17 protein-coding genes, 1 tRNA gene and 1 pseudogene are annotated in these 18,340 nt (G+C 73.3%); 7 read left to right on the top strand and 12 right to left on the bottom strand.

Annotated elements, in window-relative coordinates; all coding sequences use genetic code 11:
- Both acs and GD632_RS13380 read left to right on the top strand, forming a co-directional pair.
- The gene (acs, locus tag GD632_RS13385; protein ID WP_152192716.1) at positions 1 to 2,001 is read left to right on the top strand and encodes an acetate--CoA ligase; all 2,001 of its coding nucleotides are present in this window, start codon (positions 1 to 3) and stop codon (positions 1,999 to 2,001) included.
- A gap of 118 nt (positions 2,002 to 2,119) precedes the next feature.
- Positions 2,120 to 3,028, top strand: a complete 909-nt coding sequence (locus GD632_RS13380) for an alpha/beta fold hydrolase (protein WP_152192715.1) — start codon at positions 2,120 to 2,122, stop codon at positions 3,026 to 3,028.
- Positions 3,029 to 3,034: 6 nt separating this feature from the next.
- Here GD632_RS13380 and nth read toward each other — a convergent pair whose 3' ends face one another.
- Positions 3,035 to 3,736 (bottom strand): endonuclease III, encoded by a 702-nt coding sequence (gene nth, locus GD632_RS13375; RefSeq protein WP_226924871.1) that lies wholly within the window; start codon positions 3,734 to 3,736, stop codon positions 3,035 to 3,037.
- A 95-nt stretch (positions 3,737 to 3,831) separates the two neighbouring features.
- Between nth and GD632_RS13370 the strand changes: the two genes are divergently transcribed.
- Positions 3,832 to 4,509 (top strand): Crp/Fnr family transcriptional regulator, encoded by a 678-nt coding sequence (locus GD632_RS13370; protein ID WP_226924870.1) that lies wholly within the window; start codon positions 3,832 to 3,834, stop codon positions 4,507 to 4,509.
- Positions 4,510 to 4,586: 77 nt separating this feature from the next.
- Here the strand turns inward: GD632_RS13370 and GD632_RS13365 are convergent, their stop codons facing one another.
- From GD632_RS13365 to GD632_RS13355, 3 genes are read right to left on the bottom strand one after another with little or no spacing between them, the layout of a single operon-like run.
- The gene (locus GD632_RS13365) at positions 4,587 to 5,054 is read right to left on the bottom strand and encodes a RidA family protein (RefSeq protein ID WP_152192714.1); all 468 of its coding nucleotides are present in this window, start codon (positions 5,052 to 5,054) and stop codon (positions 4,587 to 4,589) included.
- Positions 5,051 to 5,203, bottom strand: coding sequence for a DUF4177 domain-containing protein (locus tag GD632_RS13360; protein ID WP_110851617.1), 153 nt, complete (start codon positions 5,201 to 5,203; stop codon positions 5,051 to 5,053). Before GD632_RS13360 ends, GD632_RS13365 begins: the two co-directional genes overlap by 4 nt.
- 9 nt (positions 5,204 to 5,212) lie before the next feature.
- The gene (locus tag GD632_RS13355) at positions 5,213 to 5,548 is read right to left on the bottom strand and encodes a WhiB family transcriptional regulator (RefSeq protein WP_152192713.1); all 336 of its coding nucleotides are present in this window, start codon (positions 5,546 to 5,548) and stop codon (positions 5,213 to 5,215) included.
- 210 nt (positions 5,549 to 5,758) lie between these two features.
- Between GD632_RS13355 and GD632_RS13350 the strand changes: the two genes are divergently transcribed.
- The 3 genes from GD632_RS13350 (at position 5,759) to GD632_RS13340 (ending at position 9,161) form a co-directional block, all read left to right on the top strand.
- Positions 5,759 to 8,101 carry a transglycosylase domain-containing protein gene (locus tag GD632_RS13350; RefSeq protein ID WP_152192712.1) on the top strand — a complete coding sequence of 781 codons (2,343 nt, stop codon included), beginning with the start codon at positions 5,759 to 5,761 and terminating at the stop codon, positions 8,099 to 8,101.
- Positions 8,098 to 9,015, top strand: coding sequence for a metallophosphoesterase (locus GD632_RS13345; protein ID WP_152192711.1), 918 nt, complete (start codon positions 8,098 to 8,100; stop codon positions 9,013 to 9,015). Before GD632_RS13350 ends, GD632_RS13345 begins: the two co-directional genes overlap by 4 nt.
- Before the next feature lie 72 nt (positions 9,016 to 9,087).
- Positions 9,088 to 9,161, top strand: a tRNA-Pro gene (locus tag GD632_RS13340).
- A 64-nt stretch (positions 9,162 to 9,225) separates the two neighbouring features.
- Here the strand turns inward: GD632_RS13340 and GD632_RS13335 are convergent.
- Both GD632_RS13335 and trxA read right to left on the bottom strand, forming a co-directional pair.
- Positions 9,226 to 10,017 carry a DUF3152 domain-containing protein gene (locus GD632_RS13335; protein WP_152192710.1) on the bottom strand — a complete coding sequence of 264 codons (792 nt, stop codon included), beginning with the start codon at positions 10,015 to 10,017 and terminating at the stop codon, positions 9,226 to 9,228.
- 73 nt (positions 10,018 to 10,090) lie between these two features.
- On the bottom strand, positions 10,091 to 10,462 hold the full coding sequence (gene trxA / locus GD632_RS13330) for a thioredoxin (RefSeq protein WP_152192709.1): 372 nt from the start codon (positions 10,460 to 10,462) through the stop codon (positions 10,091 to 10,093).
- A 94-nt stretch (positions 10,463 to 10,556) separates the two neighbouring features.
- Here trxA and GD632_RS13325 point away from each other — a divergent pair, with 94 nt between their 5' ends.
- The gene (locus GD632_RS13325) at positions 10,557 to 12,419 is read left to right on the top strand and encodes a S9 family peptidase (protein ID WP_152192708.1); all 1,863 of its coding nucleotides are present in this window, start codon (positions 10,557 to 10,559) and stop codon (positions 12,417 to 12,419) included.
- A gap of 53 nt (positions 12,420 to 12,472) precedes the next feature.
- On the opposite strand, the gene GD632_RS13320 is transcribed toward GD632_RS13325, so the two are convergent.
- From GD632_RS13320 to GD632_RS16045, 6 genes and pseudogenes are all read right to left on the bottom strand, one after another.
- A complete protein-coding gene (locus GD632_RS13320) occupies positions 12,473 to 13,546 on the bottom strand; it encodes an aspartate-semialdehyde dehydrogenase (RefSeq protein WP_152192707.1) in 1,074 nt (357 codons plus the stop codon).
- The gene (locus tag GD632_RS13315; protein WP_152192706.1) at positions 13,543 to 14,817 is read right to left on the bottom strand and encodes an aspartate kinase; all 1,275 of its coding nucleotides are present in this window, start codon (positions 14,815 to 14,817) and stop codon (positions 13,543 to 13,545) included. Before GD632_RS13315 ends, GD632_RS13320 begins: the two co-directional genes overlap by 4 nt.
- 134 nt (positions 14,818 to 14,951) lie before the next feature.
- A complete protein-coding gene (locus GD632_RS13310; RefSeq protein WP_152192705.1) occupies positions 14,952 to 15,728 on the bottom strand; it encodes a TSUP family transporter in 777 nt (258 codons plus the stop codon).
- 44 nt (positions 15,729 to 15,772) lie between these two features.
- The gene (locus GD632_RS13305; RefSeq protein ID WP_152192704.1) at positions 15,773 to 16,363 is read right to left on the bottom strand and encodes a DUF5063 domain-containing protein; all 591 of its coding nucleotides are present in this window, start codon (positions 16,361 to 16,363) and stop codon (positions 15,773 to 15,775) included.
- The gene (gene recR / locus GD632_RS13300; protein ID WP_152192703.1) at positions 16,356 to 16,955 is read right to left on the bottom strand and encodes a recombination mediator RecR; all 600 of its coding nucleotides are present in this window, start codon (positions 16,953 to 16,955) and stop codon (positions 16,356 to 16,358) included. Before recR ends, GD632_RS13305 begins: the two co-directional genes overlap by 8 nt.
- A gap of 52 nt (positions 16,956 to 17,007) precedes the next feature.
- A pseudogene (locus GD632_RS16045) lies at positions 17,008 to 18,340 on the bottom strand (hypothetical protein); the annotation flags it as partial.

Below are 18,340 nucleotides of genomic sequence, written 5' to 3'. Positions count from 1 at the left end.
ATGGTTGACCACACCAGCGCTGCGCCCGGCTCCGAGGGAGCGGCAGGCGGCCTGGAGAACCTGCTCGTCGAGGAGCGTCGCTTCCCGCCGAGCCCCGAGTTCGCCGCCCAGGCCAACGCGACAGCGGAGCTCTACGACAGTGCCTCGGCCGACCGGCTCGGGTTCTGGGCGGAGCAGGCCCGCGAGCTCCTCACCTGGTCGACGGACTTCTCCGAGGTCCTCGACTGGTCCGAGGCTCCCCGCGCCCGCTGGTTCGGCGACGGCAGGCTCAACGCCGCCTACAACGCCGTGGACCGCCACGTCGAGGCCGGCAACGGCGAGCGCGTGGCCATCCACTGGGAGGGCGAGCAGGGCGACACCCGCACGATCACCTACGCCGAGCTGCGCGACGAGGTGGCCCGCGCCGCGGCTGCCCTCGCCGAGCTCGGCGTCCGGACCGGTGACCGCGTGGCCATCTACCTGCCGATGATCCCCGAGGCCGTCGTCGCGATGCTCGCCTGCGCGCGCATCGGCGCCCCGCACTCCGTCGTCTTCGGCGGCTTCTCCGCCGAGGCGCTGCACACCCGCATCAACGACGCGTCGGCGAAGGTCGTCATCACCGCCGACGGCGGCTACCGGCGGGGCAAGGCCAGCGCCCTGAAGCCGGCCGTCGACGACGCGCTGGCCGGCGGCGACACCCCGGTGGAGAAGGTCCTCGTCGTCCGGCGCACCGGGCAGGACGTCGCCTGGAACGACGAGCGCGACGTGTGGTGGGACGAGGTCGTCACGCGTCAGGGCACCGACTTCGCGCCCGTCGACGTCGAGGCCGAGCACCCGCTGTTCATCCTCTACACCTCCGGCACGACCGGGAAGCCGAAGGGCATCTTCCACACGACCGGTGGGTACCTCGCCCAGTCCGCATACACCCACCGCAACGTCTTCGACCTCAAGCCGGAGACCGACGTCTACTGGTGCACCGCGGACATCGGCTGGGTCACCGGGCACACGTACGTCACCTACGGGCCGCTCGTCAACGGCGCCACCCAGGTCATGTACGAGGGCACCCCCGACACGCCGCACAAGGGCCGCTGGTGGGAGATCGTCGAGAAGTACAAGGTGACGATCCTCTACACCGCACCCACCGCCATCCGCACGTGCATGAAGTGGGGCGAGGAGGAGCCCGGCCGCTTCGACCTGTCCTCGCTGCGGGTGCTCGGCTCGGTCGGCGAGCCGATCAACCCGGAGGCGTGGGTCTGGTACCGCCGCGTCATCGGAAGCGACCGCACCCCCGTCGTCGACACGTGGTGGCAGACGGAGACGGGCGCGATCATGATCTCCCCGCTGCCCGGTGTCACCGAGGCCAAGCCCGGGTCCGCCCAGACCCCGCTGCCCGGCATCAGCGCCGAGGTCGTCGACGAGCAGGGCGAGCCCGTCCCGCCCGGCTCGGGCGGCTACCTCGTCCTCACCGAGCCGTGGCCGGCGATGCTCCGGGGCATCTGGGGCGACGAGCAGCGCTTCCACGACACGTACTGGTCCCGCTTCCCCGGCATCTACTTCGCCGGCGACGGCGCCAAGAAGGACGACGACGGCGACCTGTGGGTCCTCGGTCGCGTGGACGACGTCATGAACGTGTCCGGTCACCGGCTCTCGACGACGGAGATCGAGTCCGCGCTCGTCTCCCACCCCACGGTGGCCGAGGCCGCCGTCGTCGGGGCCACCGACGACACGACCGGCCAGGCCGTCGTCGCCTTCGTCATCCTGCGCGGCGAGGCGGCCGCCGCCGCGAGCGAGGCGAGCGCCGAGGAGCACATCGCCGAGCTGCGGGCGCACGTGGCCAAGGAGATCGGACCGATCGCCAAGCCGCGCTCCATCCTTGTCGTCTCCGAGCTGCCCAAGACCCGGTCGGGCAAGATCATGCGCCGGCTGCTGCGCGACGTCGCCGAGAACCGCCAGGTCGGCGACGTGACCACCCTGGCCGACTCCTCAGTCATGGCCCAGATCACCGCCGGCATGCAGAAGTAGCCCCACGCCCCCCAACTTCGCAATTGGTGAGTCCGCTGACGCTGGAAGTCGCTTTCCGCGTCGCGCAACCCCCCAATTGCGACGTTGGGGGTGGGGGCGGAGCGTCTAGGCTCCCCTCGTGGCTAGTTCTCAGGGCGTTGTCTGGCAGGACGGACCGTGGGAGCACCGGTTCGTCCCGGCCAACGGTGCGCGCTTCCACGTCGTGCTCGCGGGCCCGGAGGCCGGTGAGCTCGTCGTCCTGCTCCACGGGTTCCCCCAGTTCTGGTGGGCCTGGCGCCACCAGCTGACGGCCCTGGCCGACGCCGGCTACCGCGTCGCCGCCATGGACATCCGCGGCTTCGGCGGCTCGGACAAGCCGCCGGGCGGGCACGCGACGCCGGTGCTCACCGCGGACGTCGGCGGCGTCATCCGGTCGCTGGGCCGCGAGCGGGCGGTCATCGTGGGCCACAGCTTCGGCGGGCTGCTCGCGTGGTCGATGCCGGTGCTCGAGCCGCGCGTCACCCGCGCCGTCGCCGTCCTCAGCGCCCCCCACCCGGTGCCGCTCCTGCGACCGCGCAACCACCTCGGCGCGCGGGCCCGCGCCTTCCTCGCCCGCGTCCAGGTGCCGTGGTTCCCCGAGCACGCCCTGCGCCGTGGGGACCTCGTCACCCGCGTCCTCACCGACCTGTCCGCGCCCGGCCGCGCGATTCCGCCCGGGGAGCTGCGTGCCTACCAGGCCGCGGTCCGCCTCCCGTCGGTCGCCCACACGAGCCTCGAGCACCTGCGCTGGCTCGTGCGCTCGACGCCGCGCCCGGACGGCCGCCGCTACCTCGCGGCCATGGCCCGCGCGGTCAGCGTGCCGGTGCTCAGCGTGCGTGGGGGCGCCGACCGCTTCACCCCGGCCGCCGCCTTCGCGGGGGACTCGGCGCACGTGCGCGTCCCGCTGCGCACCGCCGTCGTCCCGGGGGCCGGGCACCTGCTGCCCGAGGAGGCTCCCGACGACGTCACCGACCTCCTCCTCGGCTTCCTCGCCTCCCTCCCCAACTGACCAGCGTCAGTCCGGACGTCGCACGAGGCCCTCGGCGACCTCCGGGTCGGTCTCCCCGACCCCGTAGCTCGGGCACACACCGGCGAGCACGCAGGCTCCGCAGGCGGGCCGGCGGGAGTGGCAGACCCGGCGCCCGTGGAAGATCAGCCGGTGGCACAGCATCGTCCACCGCTCCGGCGGCACGAGGGCGGCGATGTCCCGCTCCACCTTGACGGGGTCCTTGTTCCCGCTCCAGCCCAGGCGGCGCGCCAGCCGCCCCACGTGGGTGTCCACCGTGATCCCGGGGACGTCGAAGGCGTTGCCGAGCACGACGTTGGCCGTCTTGCGTCCCACTCCCGGTAGCCTGACGAGCGCATCGAGGTCCGCGGGCACCTGCCCGCCGTGGTCGGCGAGCAGCGCAGCCGCGAGACCGCGCAGCGAGGTCGCCTTGGCGCGGAAGAAGCCCAGCGGCCGCAGCACCTCCTCCAGCTCGGCCTGGGACGCGGCCGCCAGCTCGGCCGGTCCGGGCCACCGCCGGAACAGCGACGGGGTGACGGCGTTGACCCGCACGTCCGTCGTCTGGGCGGACAGGACGGTGGCGACGAGGAGCTCGAAGGGGGAGGTGAAGTCGAGCTCGCACCGGGCGTCCGGCCACTCCTCGGTGAGGACGTCGTCGACCTCGACGGCGGGGGCCGGGCCACGCTCGGCGAGCGGCAGGTCGGTGCTCACCGGCCCAGGTTACGGGCGGCAGCCTGCTCGCAGTGGCAGGATGGGCGCCATGGGCTCCGGCCCGGCCGCCGACACCGACGTGAAAAGGAAGCAACGTGGACGACTCCGCGATCAGCTCCGTGCCCCTCTTTGCCTCCCTCGACGACGACGCTCGAGCGGCCCTGCGTGAGGCCATGCACGAGGTGAGCCTGCGTCGCGGGGAGACCCTCTTCCACGAGGGTGACCCCGGCGACCGCCTCTTCCTCGTCATCGAGGGCAAGATCAAGCTCGGGCACCGCTCGACCGACGGCCGGGAGAACCTCCTGGCCATCCTCGGCCCCGGCGAGCTGCTCGGCGAGCTCACGCTCTTCGAGCCGGGCGAGCGGACCGCCACGGCCAGCGCCGTGGCGACCAGCCGACTGCTGGAGCTCCAGCACGACCCCTTCATGCACCTGCTCGACACGCGGCCCGAGCTGGCCAAGCACATGCTGCGTGCGCTGGCCCGCCGCCTGCGCCGGACCAACGAGGCCCTGGCCGACCTCGTCTTCTCCGACGTCCCCGGCCGCGTCGCCAAGGCGCTGCTCGACCTGTCGGTCCGCTTCGGCGAGCAGACCCCCGACGGCCTGCGGGTCGCCCACGACCTCACCCAGGAGGAGCTCGCCCAGCTCGTCGGCGCCTCCCGCGAGACGGTGAACAAGTCCCTGGCCGACTTCATCTCCCGCGGCTGGATCCGCCTCGAGGGCCGGGCCGTGCAGATCCTCGACCTCGAGCGCCTCAAGCGCCGCGCGCGCTGACCCGGCACTCGCGCCGCACACGCCGAGAGCCGAGCTGTCCCGAGGACAACTCGGCTCTCGGCATGTGGAGGGGTGCGTCAGGCGACGGCGAGGACCAGCTCGATCTCGACGGGCGCGTCGAGCGGGAGCGCACTGACGCCGACGGCGCTCCGGGCGTGACGCCCGACCTCACCGAAGATCTCCCCGAGCAGGTCCGAGGCACCGTTGACGACGCCCGGCTGCCCCGTGAAGGACGGGTCGCTGGCGACGTAGCCGACGACCTTGACCACCTGGACGACGGCGTCGAGGTTCCCGACCTTCGCCGCGACCGCGGCGAGGCCGTTGAGTGCCGCCACCCGGGCGAGCTCGGTCGCCCGCTCCGGCGCGACCAGCCCCTCGCCGTCGCCCACCTTGCCGGTGAGCGGGAGCGCGCCGTCGACCATGGGCAGCTGGCCCGAGGTCCAGACGAGGTCACCGTGACGCACGGCGGGCACGTAGCTCGCGACGGGCGGCGCGACCGGCGGCAGGGTCAGACCCAGCTCGTGGAGGCGCCGGGCGATGCTCATGCCTTGGGGCGCTTGAGGTAGGCGACGGGGTTCTGCGTCGGCCCCGGCACCACCTGGACGAGCTCCCAGCCGTCGGCGCCCCACTGGTCGAGGATCGCCTTGGTGTTGTGGATGAGCAGAGGAATGGTTGCGTACTCCCAGGTCGTCATGCCGCCATCCTAGGCTTGCCGCATCTTGGCGAGGATGCGCGGCGCACGGTCGGCGTGCAGCTCGGCGATGATGTCGTCCTCCTCGTCCTGGAGACGGTCGGCCCAGGAGTGCACCTCCGGGTAGCGACGCAGCAGCGCACGGCGCTCCCGCTCGGTCAGCCCGCCCCACACCCCGAAGGTGACGTGGGCGTCCAGCGCGTCGGCCAGGCACTCCATCCGCACCGGGCAGCGGAAGCACAGCTCCCGGGCAGCCCGCTGCGCCGCGCCGCGGACGAAGAGCTCGTCCGGCTCGATCGCTCGACACGCGGCCCTCGCCGCCCACGTCTGGTCGTCGTGAGTGCTCATGCCCCACCTCCTGCGTTCTACGGCATCGTTGCCGTTTGTCCGTGTCCCGACGCTAGCCTTCGTAGTGGAGAGTTTGAAGACAGAGGGCGCAATCGTGACCTTGACGAAATCGTCACATGTCACATGCTGGATGTCCATAACCCGGGGCAAAGTCGGTGACGTGCCCCACCGTTGCCCCCCTGCTCGGACCGCGCGCCGTACCCTGGAGCAATGGCCTCACGTCCCACGCCGCGCGGACGCGCCGTCCGCCCCGTCCAGCTCGTCGCCATGATGATCGCGTTCCTGCTGATCGCCGTGGCGGGAGGAGTGCTGACCGCAGGACTGCTCCTCCCCGCCGTCGGCTCCGTCGGCGCCGTGGGGAACGCGACCACCGACCTGTTCAGCGACATCCCCACCGAGCTCGAGATCGACGAGCCCTCGGAGCAGAGCGTCATGTTCGACGCGCAGGGCAACGAGATGGCGGTGTTCTTCGCCGAGAACCGCGTCGTCGTCGGCTTCGAGGACATCTCCCAGCACGTCAAGGACGCCGTGGTCGCCATCGAGGACCACCGCTTCTACGACCACGGTGGGGTGGACCCCGAGGGCATCATGCGAGCCGTCGCCCGCAACGTCGGCGGCGGCGAGCTCGAGGGTGCCTCCACGCTCACCCAGCAGTACGTGAAGAACATCCAAGTCGAGGAGAGCCGCGTCAGCAACGACCCGGAGCTCTACCAGGCGGCGACCGAGACCGACGGCGCCGCGGGCATCGCCCGCAAGCTGCGCGAGGCCCGGCTCGCCATCGCCCTGGAGAAGGTGCGGTCCAAGGACGAGATCCTCACCGGCTACCTCAACATCGCCCAGTTCGGGCCCTCGCAGTACGGCATCGAGTCCGCCGCGCACCACTACTTCAACAAGGCGGCCGCGGACCTCAACGTGCCGGAGTCGGCCCTGCTCGCGGGCATCACCCAGAACCCCGCCAAGTGGGACCCGGTGAACAACCCGGAGAACGCCGAGCAGCGCCGCAACACCGTGCTCGGGCGGATGCGCTCCCTCGACGTCATCACCCAGGAGCAGTACGACGAGGCCGTCGCGATCCCCGTCCCGGACATGCTCAACGTCCAGGACACGCCCCGCGGCTGCGCCGTCGCCGGGAACGCCGCCTACTTCTGCCAGTACGTCGTCAACGAGATCCTCGCCAACGAGGCCTACGGGGAGTCGGTGGAGGAGCGCCGCCAGCTGCTCAACCGCGGGGGCCTGGAGATCCACACGACCCTCGACCCCGACAAGCAGGAGGCGGCCTTCGAGGCCGTCACCGACTCGGTCCCGGTCGACGACGAGTCCGGCATCTCGATGGCGCTGTCCTCGATCGAGCCGGGCACCGGCCGGATCTACGCGATGGCCCAGAACACCCGGTACGGGATGGCCTCCGAGGACGACCCCCGCGCCACCCAGGTCAACTACAACGTCGGCCAGTCGCACGGCGGCGGCTCGGGCTTCCAGTCCGGCTCCACCTTCAAGGTCTTCACCCTCGTCCAGTGGCTCAAGGAGGGGCGCTCGCTCATGGACCGGGTGAACTCGGCCAACCGCGTCTTCCCCCGCGACACGTGGGAGATCTCCTGCGACGACCCGGACAACCCCGCCTTCCGGCCGGGCGGGGACTACGAGCCGAAGAACCTCGAGGGCTTCGGCGGCGGCGTCGAGACCGTGCTCGAGGCCACCCGCACATCGATCAACACCTCCTTCGTCGTCATGGCCCAGCAGCTGGACCTGTGCGACATCACCGGCATCGCCGCCGACATGGGGGTGCGCACCGGATCGGGCGCGCCGCTGCAGAGCAACCCGGCGATGGTCCTCGGCTCGAACACGGTGACCCCGCTGTCGATGGCCAACGCCTACGCGACGCTCGCGGCCGGCGGCGTCTTCTGCGAGCCCGTCGCCATCACGAGCATGGCCGACCGCAACGGTGAGGACATCCCCGTCCCGCCGTCGGACTGCCAGCGCGTGCTCGAGGAGGACGTCGTCAACGGCACCAACCACGCCCTCCAGGCCGTCATGGGCCCCGAGTGGGACTCCACCGGCTCCACGGCGCGGATCCCCCCGCGGCCGTCCGCCGGCAAGACCGGCACGGCGAACGACGACATGCACGCGTGGTTCATCGGCTTCATCCCGCAGATGGCCACGGCCGTGTGGATGGGGCACGCGAACGCCGACAAGACGATGGGCGAGGAGGTCATCAACGGCGTGTGGCGCGACCGCGTCTACGGCGGTCTCATCGCGGCACCGACGTGGAAGGAGTACATGCTCGAGGCCACCGAGGACATGCCGATCGAGGAGTTCGAGGACGCGGATTCCACGGTCGTGCGCGGAGAGTTCGTCAGGGTCCCGAGCATCGGCGGGCAGACCGTCGAGGACGCCCGTGAGACCCTCGAGGACGCCGGCTTCAACACGACCATGGGCTACCCGGTCAACTCCGGCTGGCCGCAGGGCCTGGCCGTGGCGACCGTCCCGGAGGCGGGCAGCAGCGCCCGACGCGGGGAGACGGTGACGATCTACACCAGCGGTGGTCGAGGCTGAGCGCGCTGGGAAGACTGGCGGGGGCAGCCGCGCTGTCCGCCGTCGGGGGCCTCGCCTGGGCCGTGACGGAGACGCGGCTGTTCACGGTGCGCAACCACGTGGTGCCGGTGCTCGCGCCCGGCAGCCGGCCGCTGCGGGTCCTGCACGTCTCCGACCTCCACCTCACGCCCTCCCAGCGGCTCAAGCAGGAGTGGGTGCGCCGGCTCGCCGACCTGGAGCCGGACCTCGTCGTCTCCACCGGGGACAACCTCGCCCACCAGCGGGCGGTGTCCTACGTGGAGCTCGCCCTCGGTGAGCTGCTCACCGTGCCCGGCGTGTTCGTCCTCGGCTCGAACGACTACTACGGCCCGCAGCCGAAGAACCCGGCCCGCTACCTCCTGCCCTCCTCGCGACGCAGCACGACGAGCGACGAACCCCAGACACTGCCCACGGACGAGCTCGTCGACGTGCTGGGCTCGGGCGGCTGGCTCGACCTCACCAACGCGCGCGGGAGTCTCGACGTCGCCGGGCAGCGGCTGACCTTCGTCGGCGTCGACGACCCCCACCTCGAGCGCGACCGCGTCCCCACGCCCGGCGGCGAGCACGGCGACCTCCACGTCGGGGTGTCCCACGCCCCGTACACGCGTGTGCTGGACCAGATGGCCGACGACGGGTGCGGGCTGATCCTCGCCGGTCACACCCACGGCGGCCAGCTCCGCGTCCCCGGCTACGGCGCGCTGGTCACCAACTGCGACCTCGACCGGGAGCGGGCGAGCGGCCTGCACGGGTGGCCCGGGCCGCGGCCGGACGCCCCCGGCGGGCACGGGTCGGCCTGGCTCAACGTCTCGGCGGGGATGGGCACCTCCCCGTACACGCCCGTGCGCTTCGCGTGCCGGCCCGAGGTCAGCCTCCTCCAGCTCGTGGCGCGCGAGTAGCGACATGCCTCACACGGCGGGGTGCCGGTTTCACTCCCGGGCAGGTGCTCCGCTATCCTGATCTGGCTTTACCGGGGTGTGGCGCAGCTTGGTAGCGCGCCTCGTTCGGGACGAGGAGGTCGTGGGTTCGAATCCCGCCACCCCGACCGGTAGAAGGCCCGGGACCGCAAGGTTCCGGGCCTTCGCCGTCTCCGCGGCGCATGGGGCGGATCAGCCCGCGGGCCACCCGTTGGGCAGGCAGCCGCCCAGGCCGAGGGTCTGCTGGACCATGACCGGGGCCCGCTCGCCGGGAGCGGGGCAGGCCACGTGCCCGTGGCCGATCACGTGCCCGACCTCGTGGTTGACGAGGTAGTGGCGGTACTCGGCGACCGTCCCGCCGGCCTCGAGGAACGTTTCGGCGCCCTGCGCCCAGCGGACGGCGTTGAGGACGGCGTAGCCCACCCGCCCGCACGAGACCGTGCCGCCGGTGTCGACCGGCGCGCACAGCTCGTCCGTGGTGGCGGGTGAGGCGAGCGTGAGGTCGACGTCCGCCTCACCGTCGGTGCGGGCGAAGACCACGGAACCGTCGTGCCCCCAGCCGCGCGGGTCGTTGAGCGTGGCCATGACCTGACGAGCGAACTCGCGCCCGTCCACCCCCAGCCCGGTCTCCACCTCCACGCGCACGGTGACGACACGATCGGCCTCGTGGGGGGCCGCGGTGGCACCGGGGACGGTGCGCAGGCGCCCACCGGCGTCGTGCGGGACGTCCGTGCGCCACAGCCCGCCCTGCTCGGCGAGGAAGGTGAGGGTGGGGGTCTTGGCCGGAGGGCGCCAGCGCTCGCGGCCGCCGTCGGCGTCGCGAGGCCGGTCGATGCCGTCGACCACGCCGGTTCCGCCGTGGATCCGGAGTGCTGCCCAGGCGTCACGGGGCTCTGGGTCGGGCGCCGGCGTGGACGCCGGGGCGGCGCCCAGCAGGGCGGCCGCCGTCGCGAGCGCCGCGACGCCCCACGACACGCGTCTCATCTCACCTCACCGGGACGGTGGCAGCGTCCGCCGCCGCGCGAGGGGCGACGGCGTGGACGCGGCCGGGGGTGTCTCAGGCCTGCTGGGCCTGCGCCTCGGCGACCTTGGCGCGGACCTCCTCCATGTCCAGGCCCTTGACCTGGTCGATGAGCTGCTCGAGCTGCGGGCCGGGCAGGGCGCCGGCCTGGGAGAACACGAGCACGCCCTCACGGAAGGCCATGAGCGTGGGGATCGCCGTGATGCCGGCCTGCGCGGCGAGCTGCTGCTCGGCCTCGGTGTCGACCTTCGCGAAGACGATGTCCTCGTGCTTCTCGGAGGCCTTCTCGTAGACCGGCGCGAACTGCTTGCAGGGACCGCACCAGTCGGCCCAGAAGTCCACCAGGACGATGTCGTTGTCCGTGATGGTCTGCTCGAGGGTCGTCGCGGTCACGTCGGTGGTTGCCATGCTCACTCCTGTCGATCGGGGTTGTCTGCGGGTCAACACGTGGCGCCGTCAACTATTCCGTCTCGCGCCCGCGCCGCCGACCTACGCTGGGCACATGTCGAGGTTGTCACGCTCCCGCGACGGGCGCACGCGCGCCGGGCGGAGCTCGGCGGGCGGCTGGCCGCCCCCTGCCTGGGAGCAGCGATTCCGCGCGCCGGAGGTCGAGGTGCCCGAGTGGGCACCGGACGCACCGGGCCGCGCGTGCGTCATCGCCACCGTCGACGGGCGCCCCCAGGTGCACTCGTGGGAGACGGGCACGGGCCGGCTCGTCGCCGCCACGGACCGTCCGGCCGGCACGACCGATGCGACGATCGACCCGGCCGGGCGCTGGCTGTGGTGGTTCGACGACACCGACGGCGACGAGTGGGGCACGTGGCGGCGTCAGCCCTTCGGCTCCCCGCCGGGCCGGCCCGAGACACCCCTCCCCCTGCCGCCCGCCTACCAGGCGGGTCTGCACCTCGCGCGGGACGGGACGGGCGTCGTCGGCCGTACCGACCCGGACGTCGGCACGACGATCCACCAGGTCTTCCCCGACTGGCCCGCGTCGGCGCCCGTCCTCCTCTACGCCGGGGACCACGACGCCGAGGCGGCGGCACTGAGCGACGACGGGAACCTCCTCGTCGTGAGCCACGCCGAGGGCGGCGACCCGCGCCACCCCGCCCTGCGGGTGCTGTCGGCGGACACGGGCGCCACGGTGGTGGAGCTCGGCGACGGGCCGGGGCGCGGGCTGTGGGCGCTGGACTTCCCCCCGGTCCCGGGCGACTCCCGCCTGCTGGTCCTCCACGAGCGCACGGGCACCCCGCGGGCGGCGGTGTGGGACGTGCTCAGCGGCGCGTGGCGCGAGCTCGCCCTCGACGTCGACGGCGAGGTCGCCGACGCCACGTGGTACTCGTCCGGGGACGCCGTCCTGCTCGCCGTCGACCACCGCGCGCGCACACGCCTGCACCGCCACGACCTGCGCACCGGGCGCAGCAGCCTCGTCGGTCCGGCCGACGGGACGGTCGACGGCGCGACGGCCCGCCCCGACGGTGATGTCTGGTACTCGTGGTCGTCGGCCGCCGAGCCGCCCAGCGTCCGCACGACGCGGACGGGGGCCGTGCTCCTGCGTCCGGTGGGGCCGCGGCCCCGCCCGTCGGTCGGGGTGCGCGACGTCGACGTGCCGGGGCCCGGTGGGGACGTGCACGCCCTTCTCCGGCTCCCTGTCACGGGGAGCGCGCCGCACCCCGTCGTCGTCGACGTCCACGGCGGCCCGGACGACCACCGCACCGACTCCTTCTCTCCCGCCCTCGCGGCGTGGGTCGACCACGGCTTCGCCGTCCTCAGCGTGAACTTCCGCGGCTCGACCGGCTACGGCAGCCGGTGGCGCGACGCCATCGAGGGCGACGTCGGTCGCGCCGAGCTCGCCGACATCGCCGCCGTCCACGACCGTCTCGTGGCGGCGGGGACGCTCGACCCGCGGCGCTCGGTGCTCGCCGGGGCGTCGTGGGGCGGGTACCTCACGCTGCTCGGCCTGGGGACCCAGCCGGACCGGTGGGCGCTCGGCCTGGCCGACGTCCCGGTGGCCGACTACGTCGCGGCCTACGAGGACGAGCTCGCCACCCTCCAGGCGGTCGACCGGGCGCTGCTCGGCGGCTCACCGGAGCAGGTGCCCGAGGCGTATGCCGCCGCCAGCCCGATCACCTACGTCGACGCCGTCCGGGCGCCGGTGCTGCTGCTGGCCGGACTCAACGACCCGCGCTGCCCGCTGCGGCAGGTCCAGCGCTACGAGACCGCGCTCCGGGAGCGGGGTGGCGTCGTCGAGCTCTACCAGTACGGCGGTGGCCACGGCACGCACGTGACCGACGAGCGGCTCGCCCAGATGCGGGTGCAGCTCGACTTCGTGAGCCGTCACCTCGCCCCCCTACCCACCAACTGGTGAGCTGACCGACGCGTCCCGGCAGGCGGGCGTCGGTCAGCTCACCAATTGCGACGTCAGCGGGCGGTGAGGAGCTTCTCGGCCAGGAGCTCGGCGATCTGGATGGTGTTGAGCGCCGCGCCCTTGCGCAGGTTGTCCCCGACGACGAACAGGGCCAGCCCGCGGCCGTCCTCGACGCTCTGGTCCTGGCGGATGCGACCGACGAAGGTCGCGTCCTTGCCCGTCGCCTCCAGGGGCGTCGGGACGTCGGCGAGCTCGACGCCCGGGGCGTCCGCGAGGAGCTCACGGGCCCGCTGCGGGGAGATCGGGCGCTCGAACTCGGCGTTGATCGACAGGGAGTGGCCGGAGAACACCGGCACGCGCACGCAGGTGCCGGAGACGGCGAGCCCGGGCAGGTCGAGGATCTTGCGGGACTCGTTGCGGAGCTTCTGCTCCTCGTCGGTCTCCTCGCTGCCGTCGTCGACGATGCTGCCCGCGAGGGCGACGACGTCGAAGGCGATCGGGGCGACGTAGGTCCGCGGCTCGGGCAGGGTGACGGCCGCGCCGTCCTGGGCGAGCGCCGTCGTGTCCTGCTCGACGGCGGCACGCACCTGGGTGTCGAGCTCACGCACCCCGGCGACGCCGGACCCGGACACGGCCTGGTACGTCGAGACGACGAGCCGCTTGAGGCCGGCCTCCTCGTGGAGCACCTTGAGCGTCGGCATCGCGGCCATCGTCGTGCAGTTGGGGTTGGCGACGATCCCCGTGGGGATATCCGCCAGGGCGTGCGGGTTGACCTCGGAGACGACGAGCGGCACCTGCGGGTCCTTGCGGTACGCCGAGGAGTTGTCCACGACGAGCGCGCCGGCCGCGACGAAGCGCGGCGCGTGCTCCTTGGAGGTGGCCCCGCCGGCGGAGAACACGGCGATGTCGATGCCGCTGAGGTCCGCCGTCGCGACGTCCTCGACGACGACGTCCCGCCCCTTCCAGGGCAGCGTCGTGCCGGCCGAGCGGGCCGAGGCGAAGTAGCGGATGGTGGCAACCGGGAAGTCGCGGTCCTCGAGGATCTGGCGCATGACGGCGCCGACCTGTCCGGTCGCACCGACGACGGCCAGCGTGACGCCGGCGCGGTCTGCTGCGGGCGTGCTCATCGTCCCGTCCCTCCGTAGACCACGGCCTCGGACTCGCTGCTGTCCAGGTCGAACGCGGTGTGGACGGCGCGCACGGCGTCGTCGAGCACGTCGGCGCGGGTGACGACCGAGATGCGGATCTCCGAGGTCGAGATCATCTCGATGTTGATGCCGGCGTCGAAGAGCGCGCCGAAGAGCTTGGCGGAGACACCCGGGTGGGAGCGCATGCCCGCGCCGACGAGCGAGAGCTTGCCGATCTGGTCGTCGTAGCGCAGGTCGGCGTAGCCGAGGTCCCCGGCGGCGGCGCGCAGCGCGGCGAGGGTGGCCTCGCCGTCGGCCTCGGGCAGCGTGAAGGAGATGTCGGTGAGCCCGGTGGCCGCGGACGACACGTTCTGGACAATCATGTCGACGTTGGCACCGGCGCCGGCGACGACCGCGAACAGGCGGGCGGCGGCACCGGGGACGTCGGGGACCCCGATGACGGTGATCTTGCCCTGGCTGCGGTCGTGGGCGACCCCGGCGATGATCGGGTCTTCCATGCTGCTCTCCTCGCTCTGGGAGTCGTCGTGGCCGATCCAGGTCCCCCTCTTGGAGGAGAAGGAGGATCGCACGTGGATGGGCACCCCGTAGCGGCGGGCGTACTCGACCGCTCGCAGGTGCAGGATCTTGGCGCCGTGCGCCGCCATCTCCAGGGTCTCCTCACTGGTGATCGAGGTGATCTGGCGGGCGGAGGGGACGATGCGCGGGTCGGCGGTGAACAGGCCGTCGACGTCGGTGTAGATCTCGCAGACGTCGGCGTTCAGCGCTGCCGCGAGGGCGACGGCGGTCGTGTCGGAGCCGCCGCGGCCCAGGGTGGTGACGTCCTGGGTCTCCGAGACGCCCTGGAAGCCGGCGACGATCGCGACGCCGCCGTCCTGGACGGTGCGGGCGATGCGCTCGGGCACGACGCCGACGATCGAGGCCTTGCCGTGGGCGGCGTCGGTGAGGACGCCGGCCTGCTGGCCGGTGTACGAGCGGGCAAGGACGCCGAGCTCGGTGATGGCCATCGCGAGGACCGCCATCGAGATGCGCTCCCCGGCGGTGAGGAGGATGTCGAGCTCGCGCTCGGACGGCGTGGTGGTGACCGAGGCGGCGAGGTCGAGCAGCTCGTCGGTGGTGTCCCCCATGGCCGACACGACCACGACGACGTCGTTGCCGGCCTCCTTGGTCTCGACGATCCGTTTCGCGACGCGCTTGATGGCGGTGGCGTCGGCGACGGAGGATCCGCCGAACTTCTGCACGACAAGGGGCACGAGAGGGCTCCGCTGGTTGGGTACAGGTGGAGCCGGCCGGGAGGGGGCGCGGCCCCGAGAACGCAGCACAGTCTAGATCGATCTCAGATCCCGGTCATCTGCGTGTCCGGTGAGTGGAAAGACTGTGCCAACGGTCACCCGCCGAGCACGTCCCAGCCGAGACGCGCGATGAGGCCGAGGACGACGACGAGGAAGACGACCCGCACGAAGCCGCTGCCCCGCGCCACGGCCATCCGCGCGCCGAGGTAGCCGCCAGTGAGGTTGGCCGCCCCGAGGGCCAGCCCCAGGCCCCAGAGCACCGCCCCGTGGGGGACGAAGAACATGAGGGCGCCGGCGTTCGTCGCGAAGTTGACGATCTTCGCCAGCGCCGAGGCCGGCAGGAAGGCGTAGCCGAGCACGGAGACGAGGCTGATGACGAGGAAGGTGCCGGTCCCCGGGCCGAGCAGCCCGTCGTAGGCCCCAATGCCCAGGCCGAGCCCGGCGGCGGCCAGGTGGTGCCCCCGGCCGCTCCAGCGCAGGTCGGTCTGGGCGCCGATCGTCGGGCGGGCGATCGTCCAGGCCGCCACCCCGAGGAGGACGACGAGGATGAGCGGGGTGAAGAGCTCGGAGGGGATCTGCGCGGCCAGCACCGCCCCGCCGAAGGCACCGGCGAGCGCGGCCAGGGCCATGGGCGCCGCCGTCCGCAGATCCGGACCCACCCGCCGGTAGTAGGTGACGGCGCTGACCGACGTGCCCATGATCGAGCCGACCTTGTTGGTCGCCAGCGCCTGGACCGGGCTGATCCCGGGGACGAGAAGGAGCGCCGGCAGCTGGATGAGGCCACCGCCCCCGACGACGGCGTCCACCCAGCCGGCCGTGAAGCCGGCGAGCAGCAGGAGGACGAGACCGAGGAGGTCCAGCTCGAGAGGCACCCGCCCATCCTGCCGGTAAGTGTCCCGTCGGCGGTACGTGCGCCCTAGCTGTGGCCGCCGTGGAGGGCGTCGAACTCCGCGTCGGCGGCGACGTCGGCGGGCACGTCGAGGCGGACGTGGGAGAGCACCGACAGGAGGGCGCGCAGCGCGGCCGCCGCGCGGTCACCCCAGTTGGACAGGTAGGAGAACTGCCACCACCACAGCGCCTCGATGACGTTCCCGGCGCGGTGGTGGATGAGCCCACGGCGCAGCGCGAGAGCGACCTCGGCGACGTCCGCGGACAGCATGCCGGTCACGGAGACGTTGTCGACGAACGGGTCGGGGACCTCGCGGTACTCGTCGAGGCCGTCGAAGACGTTCGCCAGGCCGAGGCGGAGGGGGTCGGCGTCGGGCTCCTCGCCGTCGTCGGGCTCGAAGCGCTGCGGCGGGACGACGTCGGTGACGGCGCCGAGCCGGGACCCTGCGGCGCTGAGGTCGGAGAGGGCGAGGAGGAGCAGGGAGATGGCGAGGTCCGGGTGCGCGCCGGCGGCGACCTGGGTGACCGTCTCGAGGAAGCGCTCGGACTCGGCGGCCATCGCGCCGGCCAGGGCGTGGAGGTCGGCGACCTCCGCGGTCTGGGTGTCGTTCTCAGGCATCGATCCTCCTGCGTCCCTCGAAGGCCCGGCCCAGGGTGATCTCGTCCGCGTACTCGAGGTCCCCGCCCACGGGCAGGCCGGACGCGAGCCGGGAGACCGGGATGCCCATGCCACGGAGCATGCGCGCGAGGTACGTGGCGGTCGCCTCGCCCTCGATGTTGGGGTCGGTGGCGAGGATGACCTCGGTGACCTCGCCGTCGGCGAGCCGGGTCATGAGCTCGCGGATACGGAGGTTGTCCGGGCCGATCCCGTTGATCGGGTTGATGGCGCCGCCGAGCACGTGGTACTTCCCGCGGAACTCGCGGGTGCGCTCGATGGCGACGACGTCCTTGGCCTCCTCGACGACGCACAGGACGTCGTCGCTGCGGCGGGGGTCGAGGCAGATCCGGCAGCGCTCCCCCTCGGAGACGTTGCCGCACACCTCGCAGAAACGGACCTTGCTCTTGACCTCGGTGAGGACGTGCGCGAGCCGCTCGACGTCCGCGGCCTCGGCCGCGAGGACGTGGAACGCGATCCGCTGGGCGCTCTTGGGCCCGATCCCGGGGAGTCGACCGAGCTCGTCGATGAGGTCCTGCACCGCGCCTTCGTACACCTGGACAGCCTACGTCCCCCCGGTGACACCGGGGCGGCGGGGGCCGGCGCGGCTACTCCTCGTGGATGATCGTGCCGCCGAGCATCCGCTCGATGAGCGGCGCCCCGACGAGCCCGGAGTGCTCCGCGTCCGGGTCGTCCATGCTCGGGACGTCGTCGGCGGGCGCGATCCGCGAGGCGGCGGGCGCCTCGGGGGCCGACGGCGCGCTGTGCGGGGCGGCGGCACGCCCCTGCGGCGCCGACCCCTCGCGCCCGGACACGGACGACGACGGCGACCCGGCCGACGCGGGCGACGCGGCGGACCGCGGGGCACGGGTGTCGGGGCCGGGGGGCGTGGGCACGGCGTGCTCGCTCCCCCAGGCGGAGGAGGGTGGGGGCTCGGGCGCCGGCTCCCCCCACGCGTCGGTACCGGGGTCGGGCTCCGGCGCGCCCCACCCGGTGGTGGGCACGGGTGCGGGCGCGGCGTAGGGAGCCTCACCCTGCCGGCCACCCTCGGCCGCCTGGCTCAGCACCGGCTCGATGCGCAGCTGGACGCCGAGCGTCTCGAGCAACGCGCGCTGGAGGTGCTCGCTGTGGGCGCCGCTGCCGAAGGTGTGCGCCAGCCCGGAGGTGGCGAAGGCGAGGTGGAGGACGCCACCGGAGACCTCCCCGACCTGCGCGTTCTGCGAGACCAGAGCCCAGGTGGTGCGCTTGAAGCGCGCGAGGGTGGAGAGCACCTCGGGCCACCGGCGCCGGATGAGGTCCGCGTCCGCACCCGCCGAGGCGGCTGCGGCCGGCGCGGCGCTGCTCGGCACGGCGCTGCTCGGCGGCGCGGGCGGGTCCGTCGGGGCACTGCCCCAGCCCGTGTCCGGTCGGGGCGGCGCCTGCTCGCGGGGACCGTCGGACGCAGCCGCGGCCGGACGGCCCTCCGGGCGGCCGCCGGTCCCTGCCGCGGCCGGACGCTCGGCCGCAAGGTCGGACTGCGGCGCGGGCTCCGGCCGCCCCGTGCGCTCGGGAGCGTCCGCCGGCCCACGGGCGGCGGCGGAGGACTGGCGGGGCGGCTCCTCGGCCTCGCGGGCGGGCTCGCCCTGCGGACGCTCGGCGGGGGCCGGCCCGGTGGGGACCTGCTGAGCACGAGACACCGGCTCCTCGGTCGCCCGGGCGCCCGTCCGCTCGGCGGGCTCGGCCGGTGCCGGGTGTGCGGGCGCCTGCTGGGCAGGGTGACCCGGCTCCGCGGGAGGCGGCGTGGCGTCGGCGTCGCGCTGCGCGGGGGCCGCGGCTGCTCCCTGCGCGGACGGGGAGGGGTCGGTGGCCGGGGCCGCCTCGGGTGCCGGCGCCTGCTGGGCAGGGGCCGACTGCTCGGCGGCCGGCGTGGCCGGGGCGGGCGCCGCCGGGGCGGGCGCCGCC

The sequence above is a fragment of the Georgenia satyanarayanai genome (assembly GCF_009193135.1).
Taxonomy (GTDB): domain Bacteria; phylum Actinomycetota; class Actinomycetes; order Actinomycetales; family Actinomycetaceae; genus Oceanitalea; species Oceanitalea satyanarayanai.
Note: the sequence above shows the minus strand (reverse complement) of the source record. Positions and strands in the feature narration are given on the sequence as shown.

Excerpts from the sequence above, each read along its gene's own strand:
- GD632_RS13325 (WP_152192708.1), top strand. The coding sequence starts at position 10,557 with ATGTCGAGGTTGTCACGCTCCCGCGACGGGCGCACGCGCGCCGGGCGG.
- GD632_RS13350 (WP_152192712.1), top strand. The coding sequence starts at position 5,759 with ATGGCCTCACGTCCCACGCCGCGCGGACGCGCCGTCCGCCCCGTCCAG.
- GD632_RS13360 (WP_110851617.1), bottom strand. The coding sequence starts at position 5,203 with ATGACGACCTGGGAGTACGCAACCATTCCTCTGCTCATCCACAACACC.
- GD632_RS13335 (WP_152192710.1), bottom strand. The coding sequence starts at position 10,017 with ATGAGACGCGTGTCGTGGGGCGTCGCGGCGCTCGCGACGGCGGCCGCC.
- GD632_RS13305 (WP_152192704.1), bottom strand. The coding sequence starts at position 16,363 with ATGCCTGAGAACGACACCCAGACCGCGGAGGTCGCCGACCTCCACGCC.
- GD632_RS13320 (WP_152192707.1), bottom strand. The coding sequence starts at position 13,546 with ATGAGCACGCCCGCAGCAGACCGCGCCGGCGTCACGCTGGCCGTCGTC.
- GD632_RS13355 (WP_152192713.1), bottom strand. The coding sequence starts at position 5,548 with ATGAGCACTCACGACGACCAGACGTGGGCGGCGAGGGCCGCGTGTCGA.
- acs (WP_152192716.1), top strand. The coding sequence starts at position 1 with ATGGTTGACCACACCAGCGCTGCGCCCGGCTCCGAGGGAGCGGCAGGC.
- trxA (WP_152192709.1), bottom strand. The coding sequence starts at position 10,462 with ATGGCAACCACCGACGTGACCGCGACGACCCTCGAGCAGACCATCACG.
- GD632_RS13365 (WP_152192714.1), bottom strand. The coding sequence starts at position 5,054 with ATGAGCATCGCCCGGCGCCTCCACGAGCTGGGTCTGACCCTGCCGCCG.